General features: G+C 38.4%; 24 protein-coding genes and 1 pseudogene. 14 read left to right on the forward strand and 11 right to left on the reverse strand.

The features are described from left to right. The first annotated feature begins 35 nt into the window (after positions 1 to 35). The gene (locus FEE95_RS13420; RefSeq protein ID WP_138658495.1) at positions 36 to 2,435 is read left to right on the forward strand and encodes a TonB-dependent receptor; all 2,400 of its coding nucleotides are present in this window, start codon (positions 36 to 38) and stop codon (positions 2,433 to 2,435) included. An 18-nt stretch (positions 2,436 to 2,453) separates the two neighbouring features. Further along, a complete protein-coding gene (locus FEE95_RS13425; protein ID WP_238474574.1) occupies positions 2,454 to 3,029 on the forward strand; it encodes a type 1 periplasmic binding fold superfamily protein in 576 nt (191 codons plus the stop codon). A 24-nt stretch (positions 3,030 to 3,053) separates the two neighbouring features. On the opposite strand, the gene FEE95_RS13430 is transcribed toward FEE95_RS13425, so the two are convergent. Genes FEE95_RS13430 through FEE95_RS13445 form a run of 4 tightly spaced genes read right to left on the reverse strand, consistent with a single transcriptional unit; the run spans position 3,054 to position 6,606 of the window. After that, positions 3,054 to 3,938, reverse strand: coding sequence for a sterol desaturase family protein (locus FEE95_RS13430; RefSeq protein ID WP_138658496.1), 885 nt, complete (start codon positions 3,936 to 3,938; stop codon positions 3,054 to 3,056). Between the two features lie 21 nt (positions 3,939 to 3,959). After that, positions 3,960 to 4,913 carry a sulfurtransferase gene (locus FEE95_RS13435; protein ID WP_138658497.1) on the reverse strand — a complete coding sequence of 318 codons (954 nt, stop codon included), beginning with the start codon at positions 4,911 to 4,913 and terminating at the stop codon, positions 3,960 to 3,962. Next, positions 4,897 to 5,382, reverse strand: coding sequence for a monoheme cytochrome C (locus FEE95_RS13440; protein WP_138658498.1), 486 nt, complete (start codon positions 5,380 to 5,382; stop codon positions 4,897 to 4,899). Before FEE95_RS13440 ends, FEE95_RS13435 begins: the two co-directional genes overlap by 17 nt. A gap of 3 nt (positions 5,383 to 5,385) precedes the next feature. Further along, complete coding sequence (locus FEE95_RS13445; protein ID WP_138658499.1) at positions 5,386 to 6,606, reverse strand: sulfite oxidase; 1,221 nt, start codon at positions 6,604 to 6,606, stop codon at positions 5,386 to 5,388. 202 nt (positions 6,607 to 6,808) lie between these two features. Between FEE95_RS13445 and FEE95_RS13450 the strand changes: the two genes are divergently transcribed. Then, positions 6,809 to 7,015: a YgaP family membrane protein gene (locus FEE95_RS13450; RefSeq protein WP_138658500.1), complete on the forward strand. Its 207-nt coding sequence runs from the start codon at positions 6,809 to 6,811 to the stop codon at positions 7,013 to 7,015. A 4-nt stretch (positions 7,016 to 7,019) separates the two neighbouring features. Here FEE95_RS13450 and FEE95_RS13455 read toward each other — a convergent pair whose 3' ends face one another. From FEE95_RS13455 to folE, 3 genes are all read right to left on the reverse strand, one after another. Beyond that, positions 7,020 to 7,322, reverse strand: coding sequence for a hypothetical protein (locus tag FEE95_RS13455; RefSeq protein WP_138658501.1), 303 nt, complete (start codon positions 7,320 to 7,322; stop codon positions 7,020 to 7,022). Between the two features lie 91 nt (positions 7,323 to 7,413). Further along, positions 7,414 to 7,893, reverse strand: coding sequence for a GIN domain-containing protein (locus FEE95_RS13460; protein WP_138658502.1), 480 nt, complete (start codon positions 7,891 to 7,893; stop codon positions 7,414 to 7,416). 87 nt (positions 7,894 to 7,980) lie between these two features. Next, the gene (gene folE / locus FEE95_RS13465; RefSeq protein WP_138658503.1) at positions 7,981 to 8,580 is read right to left on the reverse strand and encodes a GTP cyclohydrolase I FolE; all 600 of its coding nucleotides are present in this window, start codon (positions 8,578 to 8,580) and stop codon (positions 7,981 to 7,983) included. A 231-nt stretch (positions 8,581 to 8,811) separates the two neighbouring features. Between folE and FEE95_RS13470 the strand changes: the two genes are divergently transcribed. Genes FEE95_RS13470 through FEE95_RS13480 form a run of 3 tightly spaced genes read left to right on the forward strand, consistent with a single transcriptional unit; the run spans position 8,812 to position 10,827 of the window. Next, a complete protein-coding gene (locus tag FEE95_RS13470) occupies positions 8,812 to 9,498 on the forward strand; it encodes an ABC transporter ATP-binding protein (RefSeq protein WP_138658504.1) in 687 nt (228 codons plus the stop codon). A gap of 10 nt (positions 9,499 to 9,508) precedes the next feature. Continuing rightward, positions 9,509 to 10,066 (forward strand): CPBP family intramembrane glutamic endopeptidase, encoded by a 558-nt coding sequence (locus FEE95_RS13475; protein WP_138658505.1) that lies wholly within the window; start codon positions 9,509 to 9,511, stop codon positions 10,064 to 10,066. Continuing rightward, positions 10,063 to 10,827, forward strand: a complete 765-nt coding sequence (locus FEE95_RS13480; RefSeq protein WP_138658506.1) for a TIGR02757 family protein — start codon at positions 10,063 to 10,065, stop codon at positions 10,825 to 10,827. The genes FEE95_RS13475 and FEE95_RS13480 overlap by 4 nt, the downstream gene beginning before the upstream one ends. Before the next feature lie 12 nt (positions 10,828 to 10,839). Here the strand turns inward: FEE95_RS13480 and FEE95_RS13485 are convergent, their stop codons facing one another. The 4 genes from FEE95_RS13485 to FEE95_RS13500 all read right to left on the reverse strand — a co-directional run bounded on the left by FEE95_RS13485 (position 10,840) and on the right by FEE95_RS13500 (position 17,497). After that, entirely contained in the window at positions 10,840 to 12,396 is a 1,557-nt protein-coding gene (locus FEE95_RS13485) for a fasciclin domain-containing protein (protein ID WP_171037045.1), read from the reverse strand. 99 nt (positions 12,397 to 12,495) lie between these two features. Further along, the gene (locus FEE95_RS13490; RefSeq protein WP_138658508.1) at positions 12,496 to 14,358 is read right to left on the reverse strand and encodes a cytochrome-c peroxidase; all 1,863 of its coding nucleotides are present in this window, start codon (positions 14,356 to 14,358) and stop codon (positions 12,496 to 12,498) included. 84 nt (positions 14,359 to 14,442) lie between these two features. Then, complete coding sequence (locus tag FEE95_RS13495) at positions 14,443 to 15,999, reverse strand: PhoX family protein (protein ID WP_138658509.1); 1,557 nt, start codon at positions 15,997 to 15,999, stop codon at positions 14,443 to 14,445. Between the two features lie 358 nt (positions 16,000 to 16,357). Next, positions 16,358 to 17,497, reverse strand: a complete 1,140-nt coding sequence (locus FEE95_RS13500; RefSeq protein WP_138658510.1) for a Gfo/Idh/MocA family protein — start codon at positions 17,495 to 17,497, stop codon at positions 16,358 to 16,360. 169 nt (positions 17,498 to 17,666) lie between these two features. On the opposite strand from FEE95_RS13500, the pseudogene FEE95_RS13505 reads away from it, so the two are divergent. From FEE95_RS13505 to FEE95_RS13540, 8 genes and pseudogenes are all read left to right on the forward strand, one after another. Next, a pseudogene (locus FEE95_RS13505) lies at positions 17,667 to 19,154 on the forward strand (S10 family peptidase). A 31-nt stretch (positions 19,155 to 19,185) separates the two neighbouring features. Beyond that, positions 19,186 to 19,578: a hypothetical protein gene (locus FEE95_RS13510; protein ID WP_138658511.1), complete on the forward strand. Its 393-nt coding sequence runs from the start codon at positions 19,186 to 19,188 to the stop codon at positions 19,576 to 19,578. A gap of 98 nt (positions 19,579 to 19,676) precedes the next feature. Then, the gene (locus tag FEE95_RS13515) at positions 19,677 to 19,946 is read left to right on the forward strand and encodes a hypothetical protein (RefSeq protein ID WP_138658512.1); all 270 of its coding nucleotides are present in this window, start codon (positions 19,677 to 19,679) and stop codon (positions 19,944 to 19,946) included. Between the two features lie 3 nt (positions 19,947 to 19,949). Continuing rightward, on the forward strand, positions 19,950 to 20,225 hold the full coding sequence (locus FEE95_RS13520; RefSeq protein WP_138658513.1) for a hypothetical protein: 276 nt from the start codon (positions 19,950 to 19,952) through the stop codon (positions 20,223 to 20,225). 5 nt (positions 20,226 to 20,230) lie between these two features. Continuing rightward, complete coding sequence (locus tag FEE95_RS13525; protein WP_138658514.1) at positions 20,231 to 20,509, forward strand: hypothetical protein; 279 nt, start codon at positions 20,231 to 20,233, stop codon at positions 20,507 to 20,509. Positions 20,510 to 20,526: 17 nt separating this feature from the next. Then, on the forward strand, positions 20,527 to 21,456 hold the full coding sequence (locus tag FEE95_RS13530; protein WP_138658515.1) for a carbon-nitrogen hydrolase family protein: 930 nt from the start codon (positions 20,527 to 20,529) through the stop codon (positions 21,454 to 21,456). 197 nt (positions 21,457 to 21,653) lie between these two features. After that, a complete protein-coding gene (locus tag FEE95_RS13535; RefSeq protein ID WP_138658516.1) occupies positions 21,654 to 22,475 on the forward strand; it encodes an EcsC family protein in 822 nt (273 codons plus the stop codon). Positions 22,476 to 22,604: 129 nt separating this feature from the next. Further along, a complete protein-coding gene (locus FEE95_RS13540; RefSeq protein ID WP_138658517.1) occupies positions 22,605 to 23,894 on the forward strand; it encodes an alpha/beta hydrolase family protein in 1,290 nt (429 codons plus the stop codon). The last annotated feature ends 7 nt before the right edge of the window (positions 23,895 to 23,901 follow it).

A 23,901-nucleotide genomic window follows, 5' to 3' on the forward strand; every position in this document is an offset into this window, starting at 1 on the left:
CGTAAATACTTTTAATTTTATTCGAACAAGACACGATGAAGAAATTTGCGTTTATGCTATTTCTTTTAAGTACTGCTGGTAATGGATTCGCTCAAAATTGTGAATCCATACTTCTAGGGCAAGTTGTTGATTTTCATGACAATACTCCTTTAGAAGGTGCCACCATACTAATAACAGGAACACCATTAACAACCATAACCAAATCTGATGGAAAATTCAGATTTGAAGGGATTTGTGATGGAGTTTTAGAATTGGAAATCTTTCATCCGGATTGCAAATCACAGTTCATAACCATTACTATGAAGGGTGATACCTTTAAAAAAGTAAGTTTAGAACACCATTTAGAGGAACTACAAGAAGTAAAAGTAGTTGGTGATTTAGTTAAAAAGGAGACGAATTCCGCTTCAGAGCAAACTTTAAACCTCAATACGATTGAACGTTTTAGCGGGAAAAGTATTGGTGATGCGCTTCGAGAAATCGCAGGTGTATCTTCATTAAATACAGGTTCGAATATCGTTAAGCCCAGTATTCATGGTTTGAATGGTAGTCGTGTGCTTATTTTGAACGACGGTGTTCGCATGCAAGATATGGAATGGGGTGAAGAACATGCGCCCAATATGGATATCAACGGGTCGGGTTCAATTTCTGTTATAAAAGGTGCGGCAGCATTACAATACGGAGGCGATGCCATTGGTGGAGTTATCGTAGTGTCACCTCAGAAGATAATTAAAAAAGATTCGCTTTTTGGTAAAAGCTTGTTGAACGCAATGACCAATGGTCGAGGTGGAAACATTAGTTCTGAATTGAGCAAAACCTATGAAAGTGGATGGTTTGCCAATGGTCAAGCTTCCTTCAAAAGATTGGGGGATCGCGAAGCTCCAGATTATGTGTTGTCTAATACGGGAGTAAAGGAAATAGGCATCAAACTTAATGTTGGAAAACAGTTGTTTGATTGGGGTTGGAAGGCGAACTATAGTTTCTTCGATGCAGAATTAGCTATTCTACGTGCCTCTCATATCGGAAATGTAGATGATTTAATTCGAAGTATTAACGGAGGTCAGCCTGAGGTAATCGACCCATTTACCTATGACATTGACGCACCACGGCAAGAAGTCACACATCACATTGCAAGCTTAAATGTGTATAAAAGATTTCAAGGCTTGGGAAAATGGAATGTTCAGTACGATTTTCAAAACAATCGAAGGTTTGAATATGATATTCGTGTAGGCGATGACCGAAACACCGCTGCCATTGATTTGGAGCTTACCACGCACACTTTCGCAACAGATTTTAAATGGGATGCAAGTTCCAAGCGTACACTTACTATGGGGTTATTGGCACGTTTTCAAAATAATTTTGCCAATCCCGCAACGGGAGTACGCCGTTTGATTCCTGATTATGAAAAGTTCGATTTTGGAGGATTTTTAATTGCCGATTTCTATTTGAATGAAAACTTTACTCTGGATGCAGGGGTGAGATATGATTTCAACAGGGTTGATGCTCAAAAATTCTATCTGGAATCCCGTTGGGTGGAGCGCGGGTACGAAACTGAGTTTGAAAGTTTGATAGTAGATGATTTGGGAACGCAATTACTGACGAATCCGAAGTTTGATTACCACAATTTCTCAGGCACCGTTGGGTTTCAATATGAACCTAATAACAGCAGTAATTTTCGACTGAATTATGCTTTGGCACAACGTGCACCTAATCCTTCGGAACTATTTAGTGATGGTTTACATCATTCTGCAGCCCGAATAGAATTGGGCGATTTACGTATTTCAAGTGAGACTTCGCATAAGGTCTCGCTATCGCAAAGCAAAGATTTTGATAGTTGGGGGTATTCTGTCGAGCCATATGTGAATTTCATTTCAGATTTTATCCTTTTGGAGCCAACGGGAGTTGAATTCACTATCAGAGGTGCTTTTCCTGTATGGACATATCGTCAAACAGATACAAGGCTTATCGGAGTAGATTTTACCGCGTATACGGAGTTTCATACCAATTGGAAAACCAATCACAGTTTTTCTTTGGTAAAAGGAAAAGATATTTCTAAAGATCAAGCTTTGATTCAAATTCCACCAGTAAGCTTCGGAAACACATTGACCTATATGAAACCTGAATGGAATGGTTTTGAAATTAGACTTGAAAGTAGATATGCCTTTCGACAAAACGAATTCCCACCCAATATCACTATTTTTTCGCCAGGGCTACAGGAGGAAGTTTTGTTGGAAATAAATACTCCTCCGGAGGCTTATCATCTCTTAAACTTGGATGCTCAAATGGCATTTTCAGTTTTTGGAAACGGCAAACTTACCACGTCGGTAAGTGCTGAAAACCTTTTAAATACAAATTATAGAAATTACTTAAATAGACAACGTTACTTCGCCGACGATTTGGGAAGAAACATAAGTCTACAATTAAAACTAAATTATTAACTATTAAAAATTATACAAATGAAAAATTATAAAAACACGATGCAGAAATCAATTTTAGTTTTATTCGTCTTAATCAGTTCAAGTCTTTTTGTTGGATGTTCAGACGATGACGACCCGCCAGCACCAGTAAATGAAGAAGAAGTAATCACGACTATGAATGTTACGCTTACAGCAGCAGGTGCAACGGCGATTACCTTACAATCTCAAGATTTGGATGGTGATGGACCAAATGCGCCTACAATTTCAGTTTCTGGTGATTTGACAGCAAGTACAACCTATGCAGGAACCATAGAACTCTTGAATGAGACAGAATCTCCTGCTGAAGATATCACTGAAGAAGTAGAAGCAGAGGCTGATGAACACCAATTCATTTTCGGTCCCTCAGGTTCCATAGCGAGTATCGCATACACAGACGAAGACGGTAATGGAAATCCAGTCGGAATTAACTTTACACTAACTACTGGTGATGCTGGAACTGGTTCATTGCAGATTACGTTACGACATGAACCAACCAAACCTAACGATGGAACCTTAGCAGGCGCAGGTGGTGAAACGGATATTGCGCAGACCTTTAACCTGACTGTTGTTCAATAGGAAAATAAGAATAGATTGTATCAATTACGCCTTTGGTCTTGGTTTTCCGAGACCAAAGGTTAATTGCTTAAAGAAACTTTTAGGCATTTCTTCATCCCCGGCAAAGCCCAATTCAATTTTCCCTCCATTTTCAGGAATGTAGTTTGTTTTGAATATATAATCCCAGAGACTAAGGCTGATTCCGAAATTAACTCCCCTACTCCTATCCTCTGGAAGAGTATAGGCATGATGATACAAATGCATCACGGGATTGTTTAAAATATATTTCAAAGGGCCCCACGTGAGTTTAATATTGGCATGATTAAAATGACCAATGGCTATAGCGGTAAAATGAACAATATAGGCTTGCTCAGGTTCAAAGCCTCCTAAAATCATTACCCCGAAAGTCTTTAAAGGTTTGTAGAGAATATTTTCCATCCAGTGGTAGCGCAAATGGGCTGCAAAACCCATTTCCTTCACGGAATGGTGCACTTTATGAAACTTCCACAAGAACTCGTATCGATGCAAAAGCGTATGAGTAAACCACTGTACAAAATCCAAAACAATAAAGAAAATAACCAATTGCAACCATGACGGCCATGTGGTAATATCAATTAATGCTAAAGACTTTGAGGTTATTCCCAAATCAGCGAATGCCATACCTAGCAATTTATACACACCACTTATTACAATTGCAAAAATGAAGAAGTTGAAGAACATGTAAAAAGCGTCCAACCAAAAGTCTTTTCGAAAAATAGATTGTTCCTTTCGCCATGGAAACAATATTTCAAAACCCCAAACGACTAGGGAAATTAGAATTAATCCCCAGAAATAATTAGAATTCCACGGAACCTCAAATAAGATAGACTTCCATGTCCAACTTACAGTCCCTAAAAATGAATTTGCAAAGGCATCTATATATTTTTCCATAGCTTTTAGATTGTCATAGTCTTATTTTAGAACTATTGTAACACTATCTTTTTCAATAGGTAATTCATCATAATAACTCCATTCTGACCAAGAACCGTCATAATTTTTCACATTGGCATACCCTAATAACTCGGTCAGTACGAAAGTCGTATGAGCAGAACGAACTCCAGTATGACAGTAAACAACAATAGGTTTATCTTTAGTAACTCCTATTTGCGCATATACTTTTTCAATTGCCTCTGGAGATTTAAACTTTCTATTACTACTATTTATGGCTTCCGTCCAGTCGATATTGAAACTATTTGGGATTCTACCGCCTCGCTTTGCTCCTGCTTTCAGTCGTTTCCCACTAAACTCATCCGCTGTTCTAGCATCAATCAAAACTATATTTTCATTATCTAACTGAGCTTGAAGACTATCTTTTTGTATTAGATAATCATTTGACAACGCATCGGAAAATGTGAAATTTGATGGGGTTATCTTCGGAAGATTATTGGATATTAAACCTTGATTCTTCTTCCAATCGGTCCAACCTCCATTCAATAATTTTACAGTATTAAAATTATAGGTTTTTAACACCCACCACAAGCGCGCGGCATCACATAAACCTTTATCATCATAGATAATAATGATATCATTAGGTTGAATACCCATGCTTGAAAGTAGTTTTTCCATGACTATTTTTGAGGCCGCCATGCCTTTATATGGATAACTTGTGTCTTCGATATCGGACCTCCAGATATTTAACGCATTGGGAATATGTCCAGCTTTGTATTCTTCCGGTTTTCGAAAATCTATAATTTTTAAAGCATCCTCATTTTGAGCCCTTTTCAACTCTTTAACATCAATTAGATGTTCAATACTATAATAATTAGAAGCTTCTTCAGAAGTGACGAGCGCTTTCGTTTCTACACTTTCTCGACAAGAAAAAAGTGCAAGGAATATTAGAAGTATCTCGCTAATCCTCCAATTCATACCATTGGATATCGGTTAATGCAGAACGTCTTCCCTTTGCAATCACCGGATAATTCGTAACCAAATAATCAACAATAATAGCTTCGTTGCCCCCTAAATCCCATAGATTCTGAGTTTCCTGCATCCAACGTATTGTAGCAATCCATCGTTCTTTGGACATTCTGTTTTGTAGTACGAGTTCTGAGGAATGGCAATTGGTACAATTATTAACCGTTTCCATCAATCCCTCAGCCTCTACAAAACCTGTTCGCACGTGAATTCCATTTTCAATCTTATCAAAATCATCATCTTGAGGTATAGCAACATACTCCGATTCTGTTTCTGCAGATTTGGAATCATTATTAAACAAATTCGGATTTTTAATGTAGGTAATCAAACCTATTGCGATAATGCAAAAAGCTATTAAAAAGGCAAACAGGCTTCTATAAACTGCTTTTATCTGTTCTGGTAAATTGGTATTCTCATCCATCACTTAAACTACTTTTACGGCTATGCGGTGACAAGCGTTATTCAAATACCCTTTTGGATTCCAACCCGGAAGCAACATCGGCTGTGCTCGACCTTGGGCATCCGTAGCTCTTGCCCAAACTTCATAATAGCCTTTTTTTGGAAAAGAAATGCTTGAAGCAAAATGCTGCCAAGCCAAGCGATTCGCTGGTTTTTCTAAGGAACAATTTTGCCATGTAGCACCAAAATCAATAGAAAACTCCATTTTAGAAACTTCTAATTCTCCAGCCCAAGCATGACCACGAATTTTTAATTTTTTTCCTTCGGCTATTTTAGCACCCGTTTTTGGATAGGTAATCAAAGATTTTACAGGCATTGATTCAATAATACACATATCTTCATCTTTCACCTTTTCACCAGGTGCAACGGGGTTGCAAGGGACACGATAGGCTGTACCAGTCATTTTCGTGCCGTCATGTACTTTATTTCGAATGCTGATTCGGTTAATCCATTTGCCGGAAACGGAAGCAGGCCATCCGCCAGCGACCAGTCTTAGCGGATACCCATTGGCTAGGGGAATATCTTCACCATTCATCTCAAAGGCCAACAAAGTTTCGTCTTGTAAAGCCTTAGCCATCGGAGCCCCACGTGAAATTGGCTCTTTTTCTGGGTCTCTACTGAGATGGGAATCAGCAGCGTGATATCCGATGTAAACCGCATCACTTTTAATACCCGCATCCTCTAAAACATCTCGTAAGCGAACGCCTGTCCAAACGGCACTTGAAACCGCACCAATCGTCCATTGGTTCCCTTTTGCTGGTGGGTCAAATTCACTTCGACCGTTTCCGCCACATTCCAATGTTAGTTGATAACTGTAGCGCTTAAACTTTGATTTTAATTCGGACAAGGAATAGGTTTTCTCCTCTTGTACGGACTCACCATCAATAGTCAAGTTCCATTTATCGATATCTATATTCTCAGGAATTAGTCCATTATTTCGAATAAACATGAATTTAGCCGGCGTTATTTTATCATCAAGTAGATGTGCCTGCGCTTCCATATTCCATGGTTTACTATTGAGAACCACCATTTGCGGATCTTTGCCAAACATCTTAAACGGATCGGGATCTTGAAGTGCCAATGGTGTGTATCCTTTAGGCATAGAAGCACCAAGAACAATTTCAGTTCCTAGAAGTGCAGTCATTGATGCCAAAGCAGTTTTTTCTATAAAGAAGCGTCTTTTCATATTTCTAAATATCCGGTTGGTTAACTAAAATTACAATCAAATACGAACCATGTCCGTAACTAATGTTACAATACCTGAAAAATACAATTTTTACATTTGAATTATGAGGACTAAACTATTTAAACTGTTTTTGGTATGTGTTATATGTGCCTCAATTGTGACAGCTATAGTTTTGGCTATTGACTATTTAAACTAAAAAATTATGAAGAAAAACATGGGCGGTGCAGACCGCATTATCCGTTTTATTGTAGCCACTGTAGTTGGCGTTTTATTTTACATGAATATTATTGAAGGAACACTAGCTTACGTATTACTAGCGTTGGCAGGGATATTCGTATTGACAAGCTTCATTAGCTTCTGTCCTTTATACGCATTGGTAGGATTAAATACCTGTAAGGTAAAAGACTAAGAAATTATTCAACGTCGATTATCGTCTCCTTTTTGGCGCCTTTAAATACATAGGTGTATAACCACATGATTGTAAACATGGGAATGATATCCAGCCCTGGAACAATTTCTTCTATGAAGGTAACTGCACCTGCTGCTTGACCAGCTTTGCCCTTGTACATCCGTGTCATGAGCCATGCGGCAATAGGAGCCCAGATAATATCTGAAAAATCACCAATAAATGGAATCGCAAAAGAGAGCATTCCAATACCATCAAAAAGTAGCCCTAGAAAAAGATTTTTAAATTTGGAGTCTTTAGTATTTGACATAGTTAAAAATAAGAATTCATTTTAAACAGAATCAATTCTAATGCCAAAAAAATAAATTCTAAAATTACTTGTATTTTACTTCCTGATTGTCTTATTCTTTGGAACTTCTTACCAAAGTATTGACTGATTTATATCGCACTTCACCGGTATCGCTAGAAGTTGTGATTAATGTATTAAATTCAATATTCGATAAATCAACAATGGCTCTATCGCCAGCTGAAACAACAAGGCTTTGTAATCTTGAGAATTTTTCATCCATTGTTATAACTCCACCATTTGATAAAGCCAACACCTGTAAGGATGGAGTATAAATAGTGATTTCGATAGTCTCGTAATTAAGGTTTGAGGTTTTAGATCTGATCTTCAAATTGCCGTTTTCCACTTCCCAGTATATAAAGGAAGATGTGTCGGGGGCACTTGAAATTGCAATTTTATGGGTCTTATTCTTAACAATATGAATCTTCGCTCCAATATTACTTTCAATGGATTCAAAGTTTTTTAATGTTTCAGCATTTTGTGAAAATGAGTATAAAGTGCTTAGTAAAATAACCAAATAGAAAAGAGTTTTCATAATTCTAGATTTTAATTATGAACTAAAGACACTAAATAGTTGAAAAGGTTACACCGCGCAATGTTAAAAATGAATGTGGAAATTTATTTAAGCTAAATCTGAGCTGATCAACTTCAAAAATTCATTGCGCGTTTCAATTTTCTCGAACTGACCACGGAAACCTGAAGTTGTAGTTACTGAGTTTTGCTTCTGAACACCGCGCATCATCATACACATGTGTGAAGCCTCAATAACAACGGCAACACCCTTCGGTTTTAGGGTATCATTTATACATTCCAAGATATCATGTGTTAAGCGCTCCTGCACTTGCAAGCGTCTTGCAAAAACATCAACGATTCTAGGAATTTTACTCAATCCGACAATATGTCCATTGGGAATATAGGCAATATGCGCTTTCCCAAAAAAAGGAAGCATATGATGTTCGCACAACGAATACAATTCAATACCCTTTACGATAACCATATCATCATAATCTTCTTTGAACATAGCACCTTTTAGAATCTCGGCAGCATCTTGTTGATAACCCTGAGTCAGAAACAACATGGCCTTTGCAGCACGCTCTGGAGTTTTTACCAAACCTTCACGTTCGACATCCTCACCTATCTCATCAATGATTGAGGAATAGCGTTCTTTGACTTCGTCTGTTATTTCTAAATTGTATTCTTCTAAATTTTGGTATGGAGACATCTAATCTATTTTGTTTATTCTTTTTCTACAATCTCTAAACAAATTTACGCATAATTCTCTTGTTAAAATAAAATTAAGATTTAATTAGCATTCTTAAGATACTTCTGAAATTCAACACACATGTAGTATACCTAAATCAAAAAACTATCTTCCTATTTGCAAAATCAATAGACTACCCTATTTTGCTATGTCCACCCTAATGTTTACTTTCATCCTTGGAAAAACAGAAGCATGATTAAAGCCTCGAATATTGAGAAATTTTATGGTCAACTCCAAGTTTTAAAGGGAGTTGACTTACATATAAAAAAGGGAGAAGTAGTGTCGATTGTGGGAGCCTCAGGCGCCGGAAAAACCACGCTCCTTCAAATTCTCGGAACTTTGGATGTGCCTTCCAACAAGGCCCATGGTAAATTGGTTATCAATGGCATTGAAGTAACTAATCTTTCTGATAAAGAGTTGGCCAAATTTCGAAATGAACATATCGGATTCATATTTCAATTCCACCAACTGCTTCCAGAGTTTACCGCTTTGGAGAATGTTTGTATTCCTGCATATATTAAAAAAACACCTCCTAGGGCAGCAGAGGAAAAAGCCAAGGAATTACTTGATTTTCTAGGACTTTCCCATCGATACAATCACAAGCCTAATGAATTATCTGGAGGTGAACAGCAGCGAGTCGCCGTTGCTCGAGCTTTAGTGAACAGTCCATCTATCATATTTGCAGATGAGCCAAGTGGGAACCTAGATTCTGAAAGTGCTGATACTCTACATAAGTTATTTTTTGAACTACGTGATAAATTCGGGCAAACCTTTGTTATCGTGACGCATAATGAACAATTAGCGGATTTGGCCGACCGAAAATTGGTCATGGTGGATGGCTTGATTACTTCTCAAGAAAAAACGGTGGCCAATATTTAGAAATCTAATTATGCTGCAAGAGCTCTGGAGTTTTTTGAAGAATCCTTTTTTTGAAGAAGACGAAAATACGAGTGATACGTATCGTCTCAAGGTTCTATTGAAGTTATTGGTGATTGCCTTGATATCAAGTATTGTATTTGCTGGAATCACGGAACTTATAGCAGAATTCCTTAATCCTGAATTAGGAAAGCATGCCATTGAGGAGGCATTAGAAAATTATTCTCCATGGTTCCTGCTTTTTGGAGCTGTAGTCCTGGCTCCTTTATTTGAAGAATTCTTTTTCAGAGGACCTATGGTATTTTTTAGAGATAAAAGCTATTTCAAATACATTTTTTATGTACTTACCCTAATCTTCGGCTTTATTCACATTTCAAATTTTGAAATAACCAAGACTACGCTTTTGCTCTCTCCAATATTGGTTGCACCACAGATTAGTGCTGGATTCTTTTTAGGCTTCATTCGCGTTCGCTTCGGTTTAATATGGGCCATGGTACTACATTCGCTCTACAACCTTATTTTAATCGGACCATTAGTCGTATTTCAACTTCTCGATATTCCTATAGAATGACCAAAAGCGAACTCAAAGAATTTCTGGATGCCAAAGTGATACAATACAATCATCCTAAGTTTTTGGAAAGCGACCCCATTCAAATTCCACATCGATTTTCTAAAAAAGAAGACGTTGAAATTAGTGCTTTTCTAACTGCAACGATTGCATGGGGAAATCGAAAAAGTATCATTAACAACGCAAATCGTATGATGGAGCTATTAGACAATTCTCCTCATGATTTTGTTCTGAATCATAAGGAAACAGACTTAGATAAACTTGCAGGGTTTGTCCATCGAACTTTTAATGATATTGACTTTATTTATTTCATCAGAAGTTTAAAAAACATTTATCAAAATCACAAAGGTTTGGAAAGTGTGTTTGCGCAGAATGTCAACTCAGACTCCATGCAACCTGCCATATCGGGATTTAAAAAGACCTTCTTTGAGCTTTCTCATCAAACCAGAACGACCAAACATGTCAGTGACCCTTTAAAAGGTTCGGCTGCAAAACGCATCAACATGTTTTTACGTTGGATGGTTCGCGACAATTCCACAGGTGTTGATTTCGGATTATGGAATAGAATTAGTCCTTCGCTCCTATCTTGTCCCTTAGATGTTCATTCTGGAAATGTTGCGAGAAAACTCAAATTGCTCAAACGGAAGCAAAATGATGCAAAAGCACTAGCCGAATTAGACAAAAGTCTTCGAAAGCTAGACCCCAATGACCCTGTTAAATATGATTTCGCCCTATTTGGATTGGGGGTTTTTGAAAAGTTTTAATGAATTTGATTCTTACAGGGAATCTAAAACTTCTTGTGGTAATAACACTTTATCAATAACATGAATGAAGCCATTGAGTACTTCTAAATCTTCATATATCAATTTTGACTGTTTAGCTGTTTTATCTATAACAAAAATATCGGTTTCCAATAGGATGCCTAGTTCATCGCCTTGAAAAGTATTTAAAACTTGTCCATTACGAAAATCTTCGGATTTAAGAGTCTGATTTTCAACACAGTGGTATGAAAGAATAATTTTTACGATTTCCAAACCTTGCTCACTATTATTGAACTCCTGAATTTTATCATAACCGATTTCGTTGAATAAATCTACAAAGGCTTGATCCGATGGAAAAAAGAAAGTGAATTCCTTTTCCGAGAGTACCTCCAAATTCATACGATCTTGTACCAAACGAAAAAACTCCAACGCCGTATTAAGTTCACCTGCATTTTCCATAACACGTTCAAAGGCCAAGGAAACTGAGTTAGCAACTTGGTTGACCAAAGATTCAGGTATCAATACACGGTCTATCACATGAACAATTCCGTTTTGAGCAGGGATATCTGTTGTTAGAAATTCTGAACTCAACGTTGTGGCATCAATTAAAACATATTCGTCTTCATTTTCGTCAATTGAAATAGAGTTTTCATCAGAAAGCGTGACCAAAGGTCCAATCCTAAAGTCTTTGGATTCTAATGTACCAGGAACTACATGATATAATAATATATCACGCAGCAAGTCTATCTCTTCCTCAGTGTTGAAATCATCAAGACTCTCAAATTCAATTCCAAGAGCCGAAAGCAATCCTGTCAAAGTGTTGTTTGAAGGCGCAAAGATGGTAAAAGGTCCGTCTTCCCCCAAAGTATCCAATAGACCTGTAAGTACTAAAGCTTTTTTCAAAAATGCAAATTCTTCATTTTCCTCAATGAGCTCCTTTATAGTTTTTTCAACCGTATTTGGAGGATTCAAGGTATTCAAGAATTCAAAAACATCTTGTGGAATCAAAATCTTGTCTATTATATGTAGCGTTCCATCGGTCGCTTTTTTATCTAGCACAAAAGGTATGGCATCAATTTCGGAAGCGTCGCTGATTACGAAAGTATCTCCAGTGTGAATAAACTCGATTGTATTTCCCTCATACAATGTTTGCATTTCACCAGTAACGAAATCGGTTGAAGATAAATTTCCCTCCACCATATGATAAGTCAAAATGCGTGTAAGGATTTCTTGTTCCAACAAGCTATCGAAATCTTCAAAACTATTATAGTCGTCTCCCAATAGTTCAAAAAGCTCCATGACAGCTGTGTTGGTTGGAGCAAATAATGTGATTGGATATTTGGAATCCAGGGTGGTTGGTAAATCAGTTGCCAATAGTGCCTCCGTTAAAAGCGATAGTTGATTCGTGCTGGCTATAAGTTCAGCTAGAGATAAATTTTCCTCTACGTCTTCATTTAGCTCTAGACTGTCTTTAATGGCATCATAGGTTATATTTTCGTTTTTTTTACAAGAAACTAACAAAATTGATAACAGGATTAAACAGATGTTAAGCTTTAAAAAACTCTTTTTCATTTGGTGGGTTTTAAATATTCGCATTCTCGTTGCTTGTCGCTAGTAATTCATTTATTTTTTAATACCACACCTAAAGAAAGACATGACTAAAACAATCTCTTATTTATCAACATTTACCATCAGAGAAGTATGCTCTTGTTTGGGAGAGAACTCTTTATCTGTAAGTGTTTTCATAAAGGCAATCAAGGCTTTGGATTCCCTTTCGCTCAAGTGGAGGGAGTCCGATGGTAGCGTTTGATACGGTACATCTAATCCCATGCCTTGTCCTCCTCCAACATTATAAAAGGTTATCACTTCATCTAATGTTTCATAGACCCCGTTGTGCATATAGGGTGAGGTAAGCTCTATGTTTCGGACGGTGGAAGTTTTGAAAAAATTTCGTTTTTCCTCAACTTCGTAAGGATCGTATTGGCCAGGATCCTGATCCAATATCGGGTGTTCAAAACTGGCATTCTTAGGAACACCCAAGTTTTCAAATTCAGTTTCCATGTATTTTGGGGGTACCGTACCATTGAATGTTGGAGGAAAATGACATGTAGCGCAGGCAGCTTTTCCCATAAAGAGATTAAAGCCTAACACCTCTTTTTCCGTTAGTGTTTCTTCAAGACCTTTCATATTCCTATCAAACTTTGAGTCAAAAGGAGCAAGACTTCTGATATAAGTGGCAATGGCATGACGCGCATTGAGATTTGAGATTTTTCCTTCGTACAAGGAATCGAATTGCTTCACATAATCAGCATTTGACTTAATTCGCTCTTCCATAGTATTCAAGTCAAGATGGAATTCGTTTTCATCATTGACTACATTTACAATTTGGTCTTCAAGCCCAGTAGCACGACCATCATAAAACATCGATTTTTGATAAACCGCATAGGCCAAAGTAGGTGTATTACGCTGAAGCTCTTCATTGTTGATTCCCCTTGCTTTTTTGAGTCCGTCAGTAAAGACTTTTTCTTTGTGATGACAAGTTGCACAGCTAATTGTACCGCTACTTGAAAGCGATTTGTCATTAAATAAGGTTTGACCAAGTTCAACTCTTTCATCCGTAATCTCGGGCGAGTGGGGAGCCGAAAAAAGCTTCATATTGAAGAAGTCTTTATCAAACAGATTGTTAGAAGTCGGGTTCAAGGCTCTTGAAGTATTCAGTATTACGCCCCAATCTTCCGCCGTTTTATTAATCAAATCAAGTTGTCTGTTGGTATGGTTTTTTATAAAGGAAAAGCGGTCAAAATTGTCAAAGTCACCGTCTTTCAAATTAGCTGTGGTAGCTTCTATTTCTGCAAGCCATGACAGGTATAAAGCTTTAGAGGTAAAACCGGGTTCGTAAATACTAAGGATTTCACGGATGGTTTCATAATTGTAGATGGCCTCCTGTAATGAGTTGGCTAGCATTGGTGAGTCAAAACCGGTGATTCCTTTGGTTGCAATATTGACTATCGCATCACGTATCATTTTTAAATGATGTCTATCACGTTGTTGTATGAGGATATGATTCTTTCGTATGTACGGAATTCGTACCTTTAAGTATTCGGCAACAAAATGCATCTCCTTATTTTCAAAACCTTCTTCAGCATATAACAACTCTTCAAGAACTTGATAACTTTTTGGTTTGAGTACCTTGATATCTTGGTAATCATCTATTTCAACCTTCAATAGGTTGGGCGCGTTCATAGATAAATAATTTTCATAATCATAGGCCATAAGCATAGGCTCGGCTTTTTTATACCATTTACGACTCCGTAAAAAATTGATTTTGTTTTCGTCCAGTACGTTTATGGTATCCACTTTTTGAATGTAGTATGCCGCACTATCTAAAGTTTTGAAATAGTGATTTCTGATGGAGCTGTTGAATACCGATGCTGCATTTGTAGTGGTGGAAAGCGCTAGTTTCTTTTCTTCTTTCTTGCAGGACAATAGGATAAGAAGAACTAGAATTAAGTTAAATGTATTCTTTAAATTCATTTCAAAGAAGTATTAAATAGCCAATAAAAGGTTCCCCGAAGCTAGAGAACCCTCTATTGGTTTAAAATTTATATAAACAGACTATTATCTTGGAAGACCTGTAATCTTGAACAAGAATGAACCTTCTAATCGGGCCTGGTCCTCAGAAATTGCAGTGGGATCTACAAATTTTAATCCGTCTGCCCTTACGGCGGTTTCAGGGGTCGTACTAAAGTTCCACCCATGAACTTGGGCACCACCAAGAAAAGTAGGTTCAGAAGCTCCAATGATGTCAGTTACATCAATGACACCGGTGATTTCCCAATTTCTGTCAGTAACCCCGTAGCCAAGTGCTGCAGCACCTTGCTGATTACACTCCATAACCTCTTTAACCTCTCCAGTATTCAAATTGTACTGCCACATTTTTGCAAAACCGGAAATTTTAGGATTCAGGTCGGCGTACCCATTCGGATCTTCTTGAATGTAAGCGTAGTTCTCTGTGACCAAAATGTTATCAGGTGAGTGCATTCCATCCGCTTTACCACCTTTCAAATCACCGTCCATAACAACCTCTATTTTAGCATCTCCTATTGGTTCATCAGGATTCAAAATTAATTTGTAAACACGACCAAATGTAGTGCCTCTACTAGCTAAGTCGGGATTATCAGAACGATATCTACCCGTTGCATTGAAATAAACCTCCCTATTAGCTTCCGCCGAGCCTCTTCTCCAATCGATATCCTCAATTCTTTGGAAACCAATGGCCAATGAGTCAATACCTTCCTGATTCAACTCGGAAATTGTTCTTTCTGAAACTTCAACCCATTCTACATCGTAGCTAGTTCCTTCAGCCATTCCCATTTCAAAAAGTTGTCCGCCTTCACCAATACCAGTCTCAACTGGGTTCTTGCCTCTTAATACATAAAGACTTCCACCATTCAAATCACCACGTGAACCGACGTACATGGCAAAATGTGATTCCGGATATTTATTGTTGCTATCGTCATCACCCATAAAAACCACAGTTCGTCCTGGGAATGCATCTTTACCTATAACTACGGCATTCTCTGTTGACCACTCGCCAAGTGCCGGTAGTCTTTCAGCTTCAATCCTATCTTCCGTTGGGCGGAATGGATTTACTTTGTAAACACCTTTGGCATTGCCTCCCCATTCGCCGCCAGAGAGATATAAAGGTCCGAAACCGTGTTCTTCAACGGTCACAGAAGAGCCAGAACACTGTGCGGTAAATGCAGTTGCGGTGGAATTCACTATATAATCACCTTCTAACGGTTGTAATTTAGAATTCATTTGAATTCGCGCAATAGAATAGTCAGATTCAAGATTATTAATGAAAGCATACGTGTCGTCTCCATTGGGATAAAGTGCAGCTCCATCCATAAATGACCCGTAAACGAAAGTGGAATCTGAGGGTAGAATGTCAGCTGATGTTAGTACCATAGACAGATCCGCACTTCCAGCGAATTCCCCTTTCAAGGTAAATACCCCGTCAGGAACTACCGAGCTCGTCAGAGGTTCCATTTCTTTTTTTGGTTCATCGCTACCATTACCACCACCATCACCAATAAAATCATCAATTCGGTCGCAAGAAAATGCTGTTGCAACAACCCCAGCACATACTAGCCATTTTTCAAGTGTTCTCATTTTGTTAACTGTTTTTAGGTTTTAAAATTTCTTTAACAAAACTAGAGACCGAATGTTCGAGTGGTATTACCTAGATGTATTCCTTTTTTTAAATTCTATTGAATTTTAGGTTAAGGGGGTAACAAAAAATTAAAATTCTGGTGGGCTTTAGATTACGGTAAGAAAACGTTTATTTAAAAGGCTAAAGCAAACTCAAAAAGCTAACCAACTAAAACAGAGATGGATGTATATATTTTTAATAGACAATGTGGTCTTTTTCTAAAATAAGAATCCGTGTTAAGAAATTGTAGACTTAACATAAGATGCAGTGGATGGGTAGTTTTATGCCTATAGCATAGGAATAATTAGGCAAAACTACCTAAGACTTAACAATCCCCATAGTACCTAAATCCAGAGGAACAGTTTTACCTCCTTCACGGATGGATTGATAAATAGCCTCACAAATAATCATATCCCGCTTGCCCATTTCTCCAGGAGCTACATTGGTGCTTCCGGTTTTGATATGTTTTGCAAAATCATCCATCTGGAGCATTTGTTGGCTTTTATGCGGGAATTTGATTTCCTTACCTTCAGATGTTCTTCCAGCCAAAGGCCCATAATTGTGACAAGGATTTAATTCTGCCCATCCCTTTCGAAAACTCACAAACAAACGATTTGCATTGGCGTTATGGCTCGTAAATAGATTACCCACTACCCCATTCGGAAATTGCATTTGGGCCGTAATGGTCTCATCGGTATCCTTGAAATACTCAGGCATGGTACTGAATTCTTGAGCAGCGACCGAAATTGGGTTCATTCCTGTTCCGTAGATATTGCTTTGAATGGAATAGACTCCCATATTCAAAAGTGCCCCACCACCGGAAAGTGATTTGTTCAAGCGCCACTGATCAGGATTCCCTCTTGAAACATATGCAGCATCAGAAGAAACGTAATGCACATCGCCGAAGGTTTTTTTGCGTACCAATCGTTTGATTTCATTTGTATAAGGGTCAGATTGCATACGATAACCCACACTTAATTTAACACCGGCAGTATTACAAGCCTCAATAATAGCATCGCACTCTAAGACACTTACGGCCATAGGTTTCTCGCAGATTACATGCTTCCCTGCCTTGGCCGAACGAATACAAAATTCTGCATGCATACTATTCGGCAGTACAACATAGACAATATCAATGGCATCATTCTTTGCTATTTCATCAAAATTCTCGTAGTTATATACATTCGCTTTCGGAATGTTATATTGGGACATCCATTGCTTTTCCTTGGCCGGAGTACCCGTAACGATACCTGCCAAATAACAGTGTTCAGTATTCACGAGGCCAGGTGCTAATTGTCCGGCACTATAACTCCCCAAACCAACTAAGGCTATCCCTAGTTTCTTTTCCTGTTGCCCAGCTCCCATTCCACAAGCCAGAGGCATACCTGCCAACAGTGTAGTTGCCGCCATTCCCTGGGTTAGTTTTTTATTGAAAGTCCTTCTGCTGATAGTTGACATAATTGGTATTCTTTAGAATTCCTTTTAAAACTACGAAAAATCGGCATTTTAAAACATTATTTTAAGTAAGGATGAATAGCATATATCTAGTTTCCATTATACCCTGCATATCAAGTTGCGTTCAAACTTCCTTTTGTCTACATTTATCCAGACTAATTCCAATAAAAACATGAAAAAATTCACGCTCTTTTTAGGTATCTCCATTCTCACTTTTCAATTTACAATTTCCCAAGAAAGGAAACTTCCTGTCGACACAGTCGTGACTACACAGCATAGTGTCACCATTAATGGCACAGCCATCAACTATACCGCCAAAACTGGCACACAACCAGTTTGGGATGAAATGGGAAAACCTGTTGCAGCATTGCATTATACCTATTATACCAGAAACAATGTGAAAGACCGTGCCTCTCGACCGCTTTTGATTTCGTTCAATGGTGGACCAGGTTCAGGGTCAGTATGGATGCACCTAGCCTAAGCCGGACCACGCATACTGAAAATTGACGATGAGGGATATCCGGTACAACCTTACGGCGTGAAGCAAAATCCATATTCCGTTTTAGATGTGACGGATATCGTTTACGTAAATCCTGCGAATACAGGATATAGCCGTACGATTCCTGAATCAGGAAAAGAAGTAGATCGCGAAAAATTCTTCGGTATAAATGCGGATATTAAATATCTAGCCGAATGGTTAAACACCTTTGTTACCAGAAATAATCGTTGGCGTTCACCCAAATACATTGTTGGCGAAAGTTACGGAGGTACCCGTGTTATGGGACTCTCCCTAGCCTTACAAAATCAACAATGGATGTATCTCAACGGCGTTATCATGGTTTCTCCTGCGGATTACAAATTATACAATACTGGAGGTGCTGTTGAAAACGCTATAAGTTTACCTTATTATACTGCAGCAGCTTGGCATCACAAAGCATTGCCATCTGAATTGCAGAACAAGGATTTATTGGAGATTCTCCCAGAATCTGAGAATTATGCTGTAAATACCTTGATTCCGGCTTTGGCGAAGGGAGGATTTATAGGGAAAACTGAAAAGAATGCCGTAGCAGAAAAAATGGCTTATTATTCCGGACTATCCAAAGAGGAAATTCTGGATCAAAATTTGGTCGTTCCAGTCCAGTATTTCTGGAAAAACCTGCTGAAAGAGCGCGGCAATACTATCGGAAGGCTTGATTCCAGGTATTTAGGCATTGATAGACAATTGGCAGGTATTCAACCGGACTACAGTGCAGAATTAACCTCTTGGCTACATAGTTTTACCCCTGCTATCAATTATTATTTACAGGAAGAACTCAAGTTTAAGACTGATATCAAATACAATATGTTCGGCCCTGTTCGTCCATGGAATAATGATGATGATAATACACGTGATAATCTGCGCCAGGCAATGGCACAAAACCCCTATTTAAATGTTCTCGTGCAATCCGGTTATTATGATGGTGCAACAACCTACTTTCAGGCAAAATACACCATGTGGCAAACAGACCCGAGCGGAAAGATGAAAGAACGTTTTGATTTTAAGGGCTATCGTTCAGGGCATATGATGTATTTGCGAAGGGAAGATCTTCAGAATGCAAATAATGATATTCGTGATTTTATAAAACGGACTATGAGCAATGGGAAGAGTGCTAAATATTAAGCCTTAATTTTAATCTTAAATCAAATCATTCATGGATAATTTCATGATTGCCATTCTCGTAATTTTGGCAAGTTCTTTTATAGGTCGTAGAATTAATCAAAAAGCTTCTGAAAAATTGAATGATGACCAGAAGGCCCGATTGGTTACCCTTTTTTCAAGAAGTGGTATATATAGCTTCATAATTTTGATACTAATCTTAGGCCTATTTTTTTCAAACATTAAGTTTAAATGGGTAGACCAAGGTTCAGCCAGTTTAGTTTTCATGGTTTTTATTACGACTTTTTTATTGGGAAATGCGTACAGAACGTACAAGAAATTAAAAGAAGCCAATTTCCCTGAATCCTATGTAAAGCAAAATTTACTTTCCAATGCTGTAAGGTTTTTGGGGTTGATTCTTTTCTTTGTAATCTTGAATTGGTTCTAATACCATTTCAAAGTTTTTGGTTGTTCGATATAACTGGTATGTTGACCTTTTTGTAACAAAAGTTTATTTTTTATTACCCATAATTAAAAGATGAAGTTATGGGATACGCAGGACAACCGATGTTAGTAGTAAAAGCCAACAGAGCTTTACTAAGAAAACGAAGCACCTTTAAAGAGGTAAAAGACATGTATTTAGACTCTACGGATAAGACCGAGTTGGAGTTTAAAGAGATATCTCCTGAAAAATTGGCCCAAATCAAAGTTGATATTCGAAGAAAAGCGAAAGAAGATGCTTGGAAAGACGCTGGCATACATCTTTTGTGTACGATGGTGGTACTCTACGGACTGTATTGGATATTTTATATTTAGAATATGAGCTCAGCAGGAACCATAGCAGCCGCAATTACGAGTTTAAAGGAGAATAGGGCTCTTCTTAAAAAAAGAAAACTCAAAGATTTAAAAACCTTGCTTTACGAGACATCAGGTAAAACCGAGTTGGAATTCAAGCAAGTATCAGCAGAAGAGTTGTTCCGCATTAAAATGGAAATTCGGACAAAAGCAAAACGAGCTGCGAAAGTTGAAATCGGAATTTACATTGGGTGTACCATTGTTACTTTGAGCTTCTTTTATTGGTTGTTATATTTATAATAAATATGGGTTACGGACAGGATGCAATCAATGTAATTAAGAATAATCGGTCTCTATTGAAGCGCAAAAAATTCAAAGAAACAAAAAATCTCTTTATCGAAACCTCAGGTAAAACTGAATTGGAGTTTAAAGAAGTTTCTAAAGAAGACTTGAAGACTATTAAGTTAAAAATAAGAAAACAGGCCAAAAAACGAGCGCTGATTGAAATAGTAATATATGGTAGTTTAGCTATTATTCTGTTGGGATTGTTTGCCTATTTTGCCTTTCTAGTGGTTAGCTCCTAAAAAGTTATCTTAGAGCTATGAAAGTCAAGGTTGCCGTAGTTCAAGAGAGTCCAGTTTTCTTTGATAAGGAGAAGACTTTACAAAAGCTAGAATCCTTAGTGAAGACATATGCTAATGAAGGCTGTGATTTATTAGTTTTTCCAGAGTCTTTTATTCCGGGTTATCCTAGAGGGTTTGACTTTGGGGCAAAAATTGGAAGTCGGTCTGATTCAGGTAGGGAGCTTTACGCCGATTATACGGCCAATAGCATTGACCTCGAAAGTGATGACCGAACTCGTTTGGAAAAGCTTTCCAAAGAACAAAACATTTATTTGGTCGTCGGGGTCACGGAAAAGCAAAATACCAATGGGAGTCTTTACTGCTCCATGCTCTACATCTCCCCTACGCAAGGACTACTAGGCGTACACCGCAAAATAAAACCTACAGGTACAGAGCGTCTTATTTGGGCTGAGGCTTCAGGAGAATCACTAGTTAGTTTTCAAACGACAATTGGTAAACTTGGTGGACTCATATGCTGGGAAAACTATATGCCCATGGCACGTATGAGCATGTATCAAAAAGGAGTGGAAATCTATATTGCTCCCACTGCTGATTCCCGAGAAGAATGGACAGCTACCATGAAACACATCGCACTAGAAGGTCGCTGTTTTGTTTTAGGATGTAATCAGTATTACACCAAATCAATGTATCCGGAGAAATACAGTCATAGCGTAAAAGATGAACCTGACACTATTTGCCCTGGTGGAAGTATTATTGTTTCGCCATTGGGAAAAGTAATTGCTGGTCCGTTGTTTAATAAACCAGGGGTTTTAGTCACAGAACTAGACTTGGAAGATGTAGCCAAAAGTAAACTGGACTTTGATGTTATCGGACATTATGCGCGAAATGATATTTTTGAATTGAAAGTCAATGGGCAACCTCCAATCAAAAGGGAGTCCTTAGAATAAAAAGTTTAAACGCAAGGTTCGCTAAGAAAGCGCAAAGGACGCAAAGCCACCTCAATTTCTTTGTTAACCTTGCTTAAAACCTTGCGCTCTTTGCGTTTTAGCATTCCGAATGAAATATCACCTTAAATACTTTACCCGTTTGTAACAAAAAAAGAAAACCAACTACCAATATGTAAAGCTGAATCTAAAATTCTTAAATGAGTACTTCCCTGATAACAACACTTTCCGAAAAAGATTTAATCGAACTAAGGTCCGCCAAAAAGAAGATGGAAGAAATCGGTTGGGCAATGAAAGGTCTGAATCGTATTGGAGGTGTATTGGAAACAGGAATTGACAAACTCCCTCAAAAACAACAAAAATGGTTACAGCAGTTGGCTCATAAAGTGTTGCATACGGTTGTGAAGGCAAACTTAAAGACCATGAAAAAAGGAAAAACAAAAGCTGCTCCTTCAAATAGGACCTATAAAGCTTTGGTAACTTCTTCGGGTATTGTTGGAGGCGCCTTTGGTGCGACGGCTTTCGCAGTTGACTTGACCGTAGCTACTAAATTCATGATGCGCTCCATTATGGATATTGCACGAAGCGAAGGAGAGGATTTGAGTTCATATGACACCCAGTTGGCTTGTTTGCAAGTTCTTGCTTTAGGCGGTAAGTCCAAACATGATGACAATTTGGATACCGGATACTACGCTACACGGGTAGCCCTAAGTTCCGCAGTAAAAAATGCCACTTCATATGCGTCTAAACATGGCATGGGGGCAGTGTTACAAGGAAGTAACAATACGCTCATGAAACTTATTGGAGCTATAGCTTCCCGATTCAGCATTCAGGTTTCAGAGAAGTTTGTTGCCCAGGCAATACCTGTAATTGGAGCTGCAGGTGGAGGTTCCGTCAATTTGGCCTTTATCAATCATTTTCAGAACATGGCGAAAGCCCATTTTACAATCCGAAGACTTGAACGTAAATATGGAGAGGCAATGATAAAGGGTGCCTATGAAGGTCTTGAAATTAACGGTTGAAATACTATCCTATTACATCATTCCGTCAATATGCATACGTAATTCGTCATTAGAAAAAATCACTTCAATCTTCTGACATCGGATTTCTAACTATTTTCCCTACATTTAGAGTTCATCCAAAATATTCCTATGAAAAAGAGCTACTACATTTTAGTTTTATTGCCATTACTTGTTTTTTCAATTTCTACCAACGCTCAGGATTTTTTATACGGAGATCCCTTGCCGGATGCTCCGGAATTATCGGCTCGTGGTGAATATTCGGTCGGAGTAGGAACCTATGACATGTTAAATCCGGATCAGGTGGATATTCTAAACTCCAAGGATGGCAATGACCCCTTGTATGACCGACCACTCACTGTAGAAATCTGGTACCCATCTGCCTTACCCGTAAATGTTAAGGCGACGACTACCTATAATGAGGTAATGGGTACACGTGGAGATACGCTTCGCCCCTTAGTTCCATTTACTTTTAAGGGTCGCGCCGTAAGAGACGCCGTTCCACTTAAAAAAGAAGGTGGTTTTCCCTTGGTTATTGTTTCCCATGGTTATGTGGGCTCTAGATATTTGATGACTTACCTTACAGAGAATTTAGCTTCCAAAGGGTACATAGTTGCCGCGATTGACCATACCGATTCTACCTTTAAGGATGCCAATGCTTTTCAAAGCACCTTATTGAATCGAGCGCTGGATATTCGTTTCGTACTGAATCAAATGGAATCACTTGGTAGTAGTAAAAGCAAGGATTTACTGAAAGGGCTAATTGATGCGGATAACACGGCTATTATAGGATATTCCATGGGGGGATTTGGTGTACTTAATGTTGCTGGGGCGGGATACAGTGATGCTTTCGCAGGATTTACAGTCGGAATGACCGGAGGAAGCAAGGCCATAGGCATACATTCGGCTAGTAATCCGGAATACCAAAAAATGGTCGACCCGCGAATCAAAGCTGTGGTTGCATTTGCCCCTTGGGGAATGGAACGAGGCGTTTGGGATGCTGAAGGATTAAAAGGACTAAAAACACCAACCTTGTTTATCGCCGGAAGCGAAGATGACATCTCTGGTTATGAGAAAGGAATCAAAGCAATTTACCAAGGTGCAGTGAATGCCGATAGATATCTTTTAACTTATATGGGTGCAAGACACAATGTTGCTCCCAATCCCCCACCGGCCGAATCACTTCAGCCCGGCTTGCATATTGATGAATATTATCGCTACGCTGATTCCACTTGGGACCAGCGAAAAATCAACAATGTAAACCAACATTTTGTAACCGCTTTTATCGGTACGCACTTAAAGCAAAAAGACTTCAAAAAGTATTTAGACGTTCAGTCCGATTCGAATGAGAAAAACTGGGCGGGTTTCAAGCCAAGATCATCAACAGGAATGGAGTTATTGCATTCCGCGCCAACAGAATAATTTAGCA

It is taken from the genome of Maribacter algarum (ex Zhang et al. 2020), from assembly GCF_005885635.1.
GTDB classification, from domain to species: Bacteria; Bacteroidota; Bacteroidia; order Flavobacteriales; family Flavobacteriaceae; genus Maribacter_C; species Maribacter_C algarum.

Bases quoted from the DNA above. Each gene is read 5' to 3' on its own strand.
- FEE95_RS13420 (WP_138658495.1), top strand. From the start codon at position 36: ATGAAGAAATTTGCGTTTATGCTATTTCTTTTAAGTACTGCTGGTAAT.
- FEE95_RS13425 (WP_238474574.1), top strand. From the start codon at position 2,454: ATGAAAAATTATAAAAACACGATGCAGAAATCAATTTTAGTTTTATTC.
- FEE95_RS13430 (WP_138658496.1), bottom strand. From the start codon at position 3,938: ATGGAAAAATATATAGATGCCTTTGCAAATTCATTTTTAGGGACTGTA.
- FEE95_RS13435 (WP_138658497.1), bottom strand. From the start codon at position 4,913: ATGAATTGGAGGATTAGCGAGATACTTCTAATATTCCTTGCACTTTTT.
- FEE95_RS13440 (WP_138658498.1), bottom strand. From the start codon at position 5,382: ATGGATGAGAATACCAATTTACCAGAACAGATAAAAGCAGTTTATAGA.
- FEE95_RS13445 (WP_138658499.1), bottom strand. From the start codon at position 6,606: ATGAAAAGACGCTTCTTTATAGAAAAAACTGCTTTGGCATCAATGACT.
- FEE95_RS13450 (WP_138658500.1), top strand. From the start codon at position 6,809: ATGAAGAAAAACATGGGCGGTGCAGACCGCATTATCCGTTTTATTGTA.
- FEE95_RS13455 (WP_138658501.1), bottom strand. From the start codon at position 7,322: ATGTCAAATACTAAAGACTCCAAATTTAAAAATCTTTTTCTAGGGCTA.
- FEE95_RS13460 (WP_138658502.1), bottom strand. From the start codon at position 7,893: ATGAAAACTCTTTTCTATTTGGTTATTTTACTAAGCACTTTATACTCA.
- folE (WP_138658503.1), bottom strand. From the start codon at position 8,580: ATGTCTCCATACCAAAATTTAGAAGAATACAATTTAGAAATAACAGAC.
- FEE95_RS13470 (WP_138658504.1), top strand. From the start codon at position 8,812: ATGATTAAAGCCTCGAATATTGAGAAATTTTATGGTCAACTCCAAGTT.
- FEE95_RS13475 (WP_138658505.1), top strand. From the start codon at position 9,509: ATGCTGCAAGAGCTCTGGAGTTTTTTGAAGAATCCTTTTTTTGAAGAA.
- FEE95_RS13480 (WP_138658506.1), top strand. From the start codon at position 10,063: ATGACCAAAAGCGAACTCAAAGAATTTCTGGATGCCAAAGTGATACAA.
- FEE95_RS13485 (WP_171037045.1), bottom strand. From the start codon at position 12,396: ATGAAAAAGAGTTTTTTAAAGCTTAACATCTGTTTAATCCTGTTATCA.
- FEE95_RS13490 (WP_138658508.1), bottom strand. From the start codon at position 14,358: ATGAATTTAAAGAATACATTTAACTTAATTCTAGTTCTTCTTATCCTA.
- FEE95_RS13495 (WP_138658509.1), bottom strand. From the start codon at position 15,999: ATGAGAACACTTGAAAAATGGCTAGTATGTGCTGGGGTTGTTGCAACA.
- FEE95_RS13500 (WP_138658510.1), bottom strand. From the start codon at position 17,497: ATGTCAACTATCAGCAGAAGGACTTTCAATAAAAAACTAACCCAGGGA.
- FEE95_RS13510 (WP_138658511.1), top strand. From the start codon at position 19,186: ATGGATAATTTCATGATTGCCATTCTCGTAATTTTGGCAAGTTCTTTT.
- FEE95_RS13515 (WP_138658512.1), top strand. From the start codon at position 19,677: ATGGGATACGCAGGACAACCGATGTTAGTAGTAAAAGCCAACAGAGCT.
- FEE95_RS13520 (WP_138658513.1), top strand. From the start codon at position 19,950: ATGAGCTCAGCAGGAACCATAGCAGCCGCAATTACGAGTTTAAAGGAG.
- FEE95_RS13525 (WP_138658514.1), top strand. From the start codon at position 20,231: ATGGGTTACGGACAGGATGCAATCAATGTAATTAAGAATAATCGGTCT.
- FEE95_RS13530 (WP_138658515.1), top strand. From the start codon at position 20,527: ATGAAAGTCAAGGTTGCCGTAGTTCAAGAGAGTCCAGTTTTCTTTGAT.
- FEE95_RS13535 (WP_138658516.1), top strand. From the start codon at position 21,654: ATGAGTACTTCCCTGATAACAACACTTTCCGAAAAAGATTTAATCGAA.
- FEE95_RS13540 (WP_138658517.1), top strand. From the start codon at position 22,605: ATGAAAAAGAGCTACTACATTTTAGTTTTATTGCCATTACTTGTTTTT.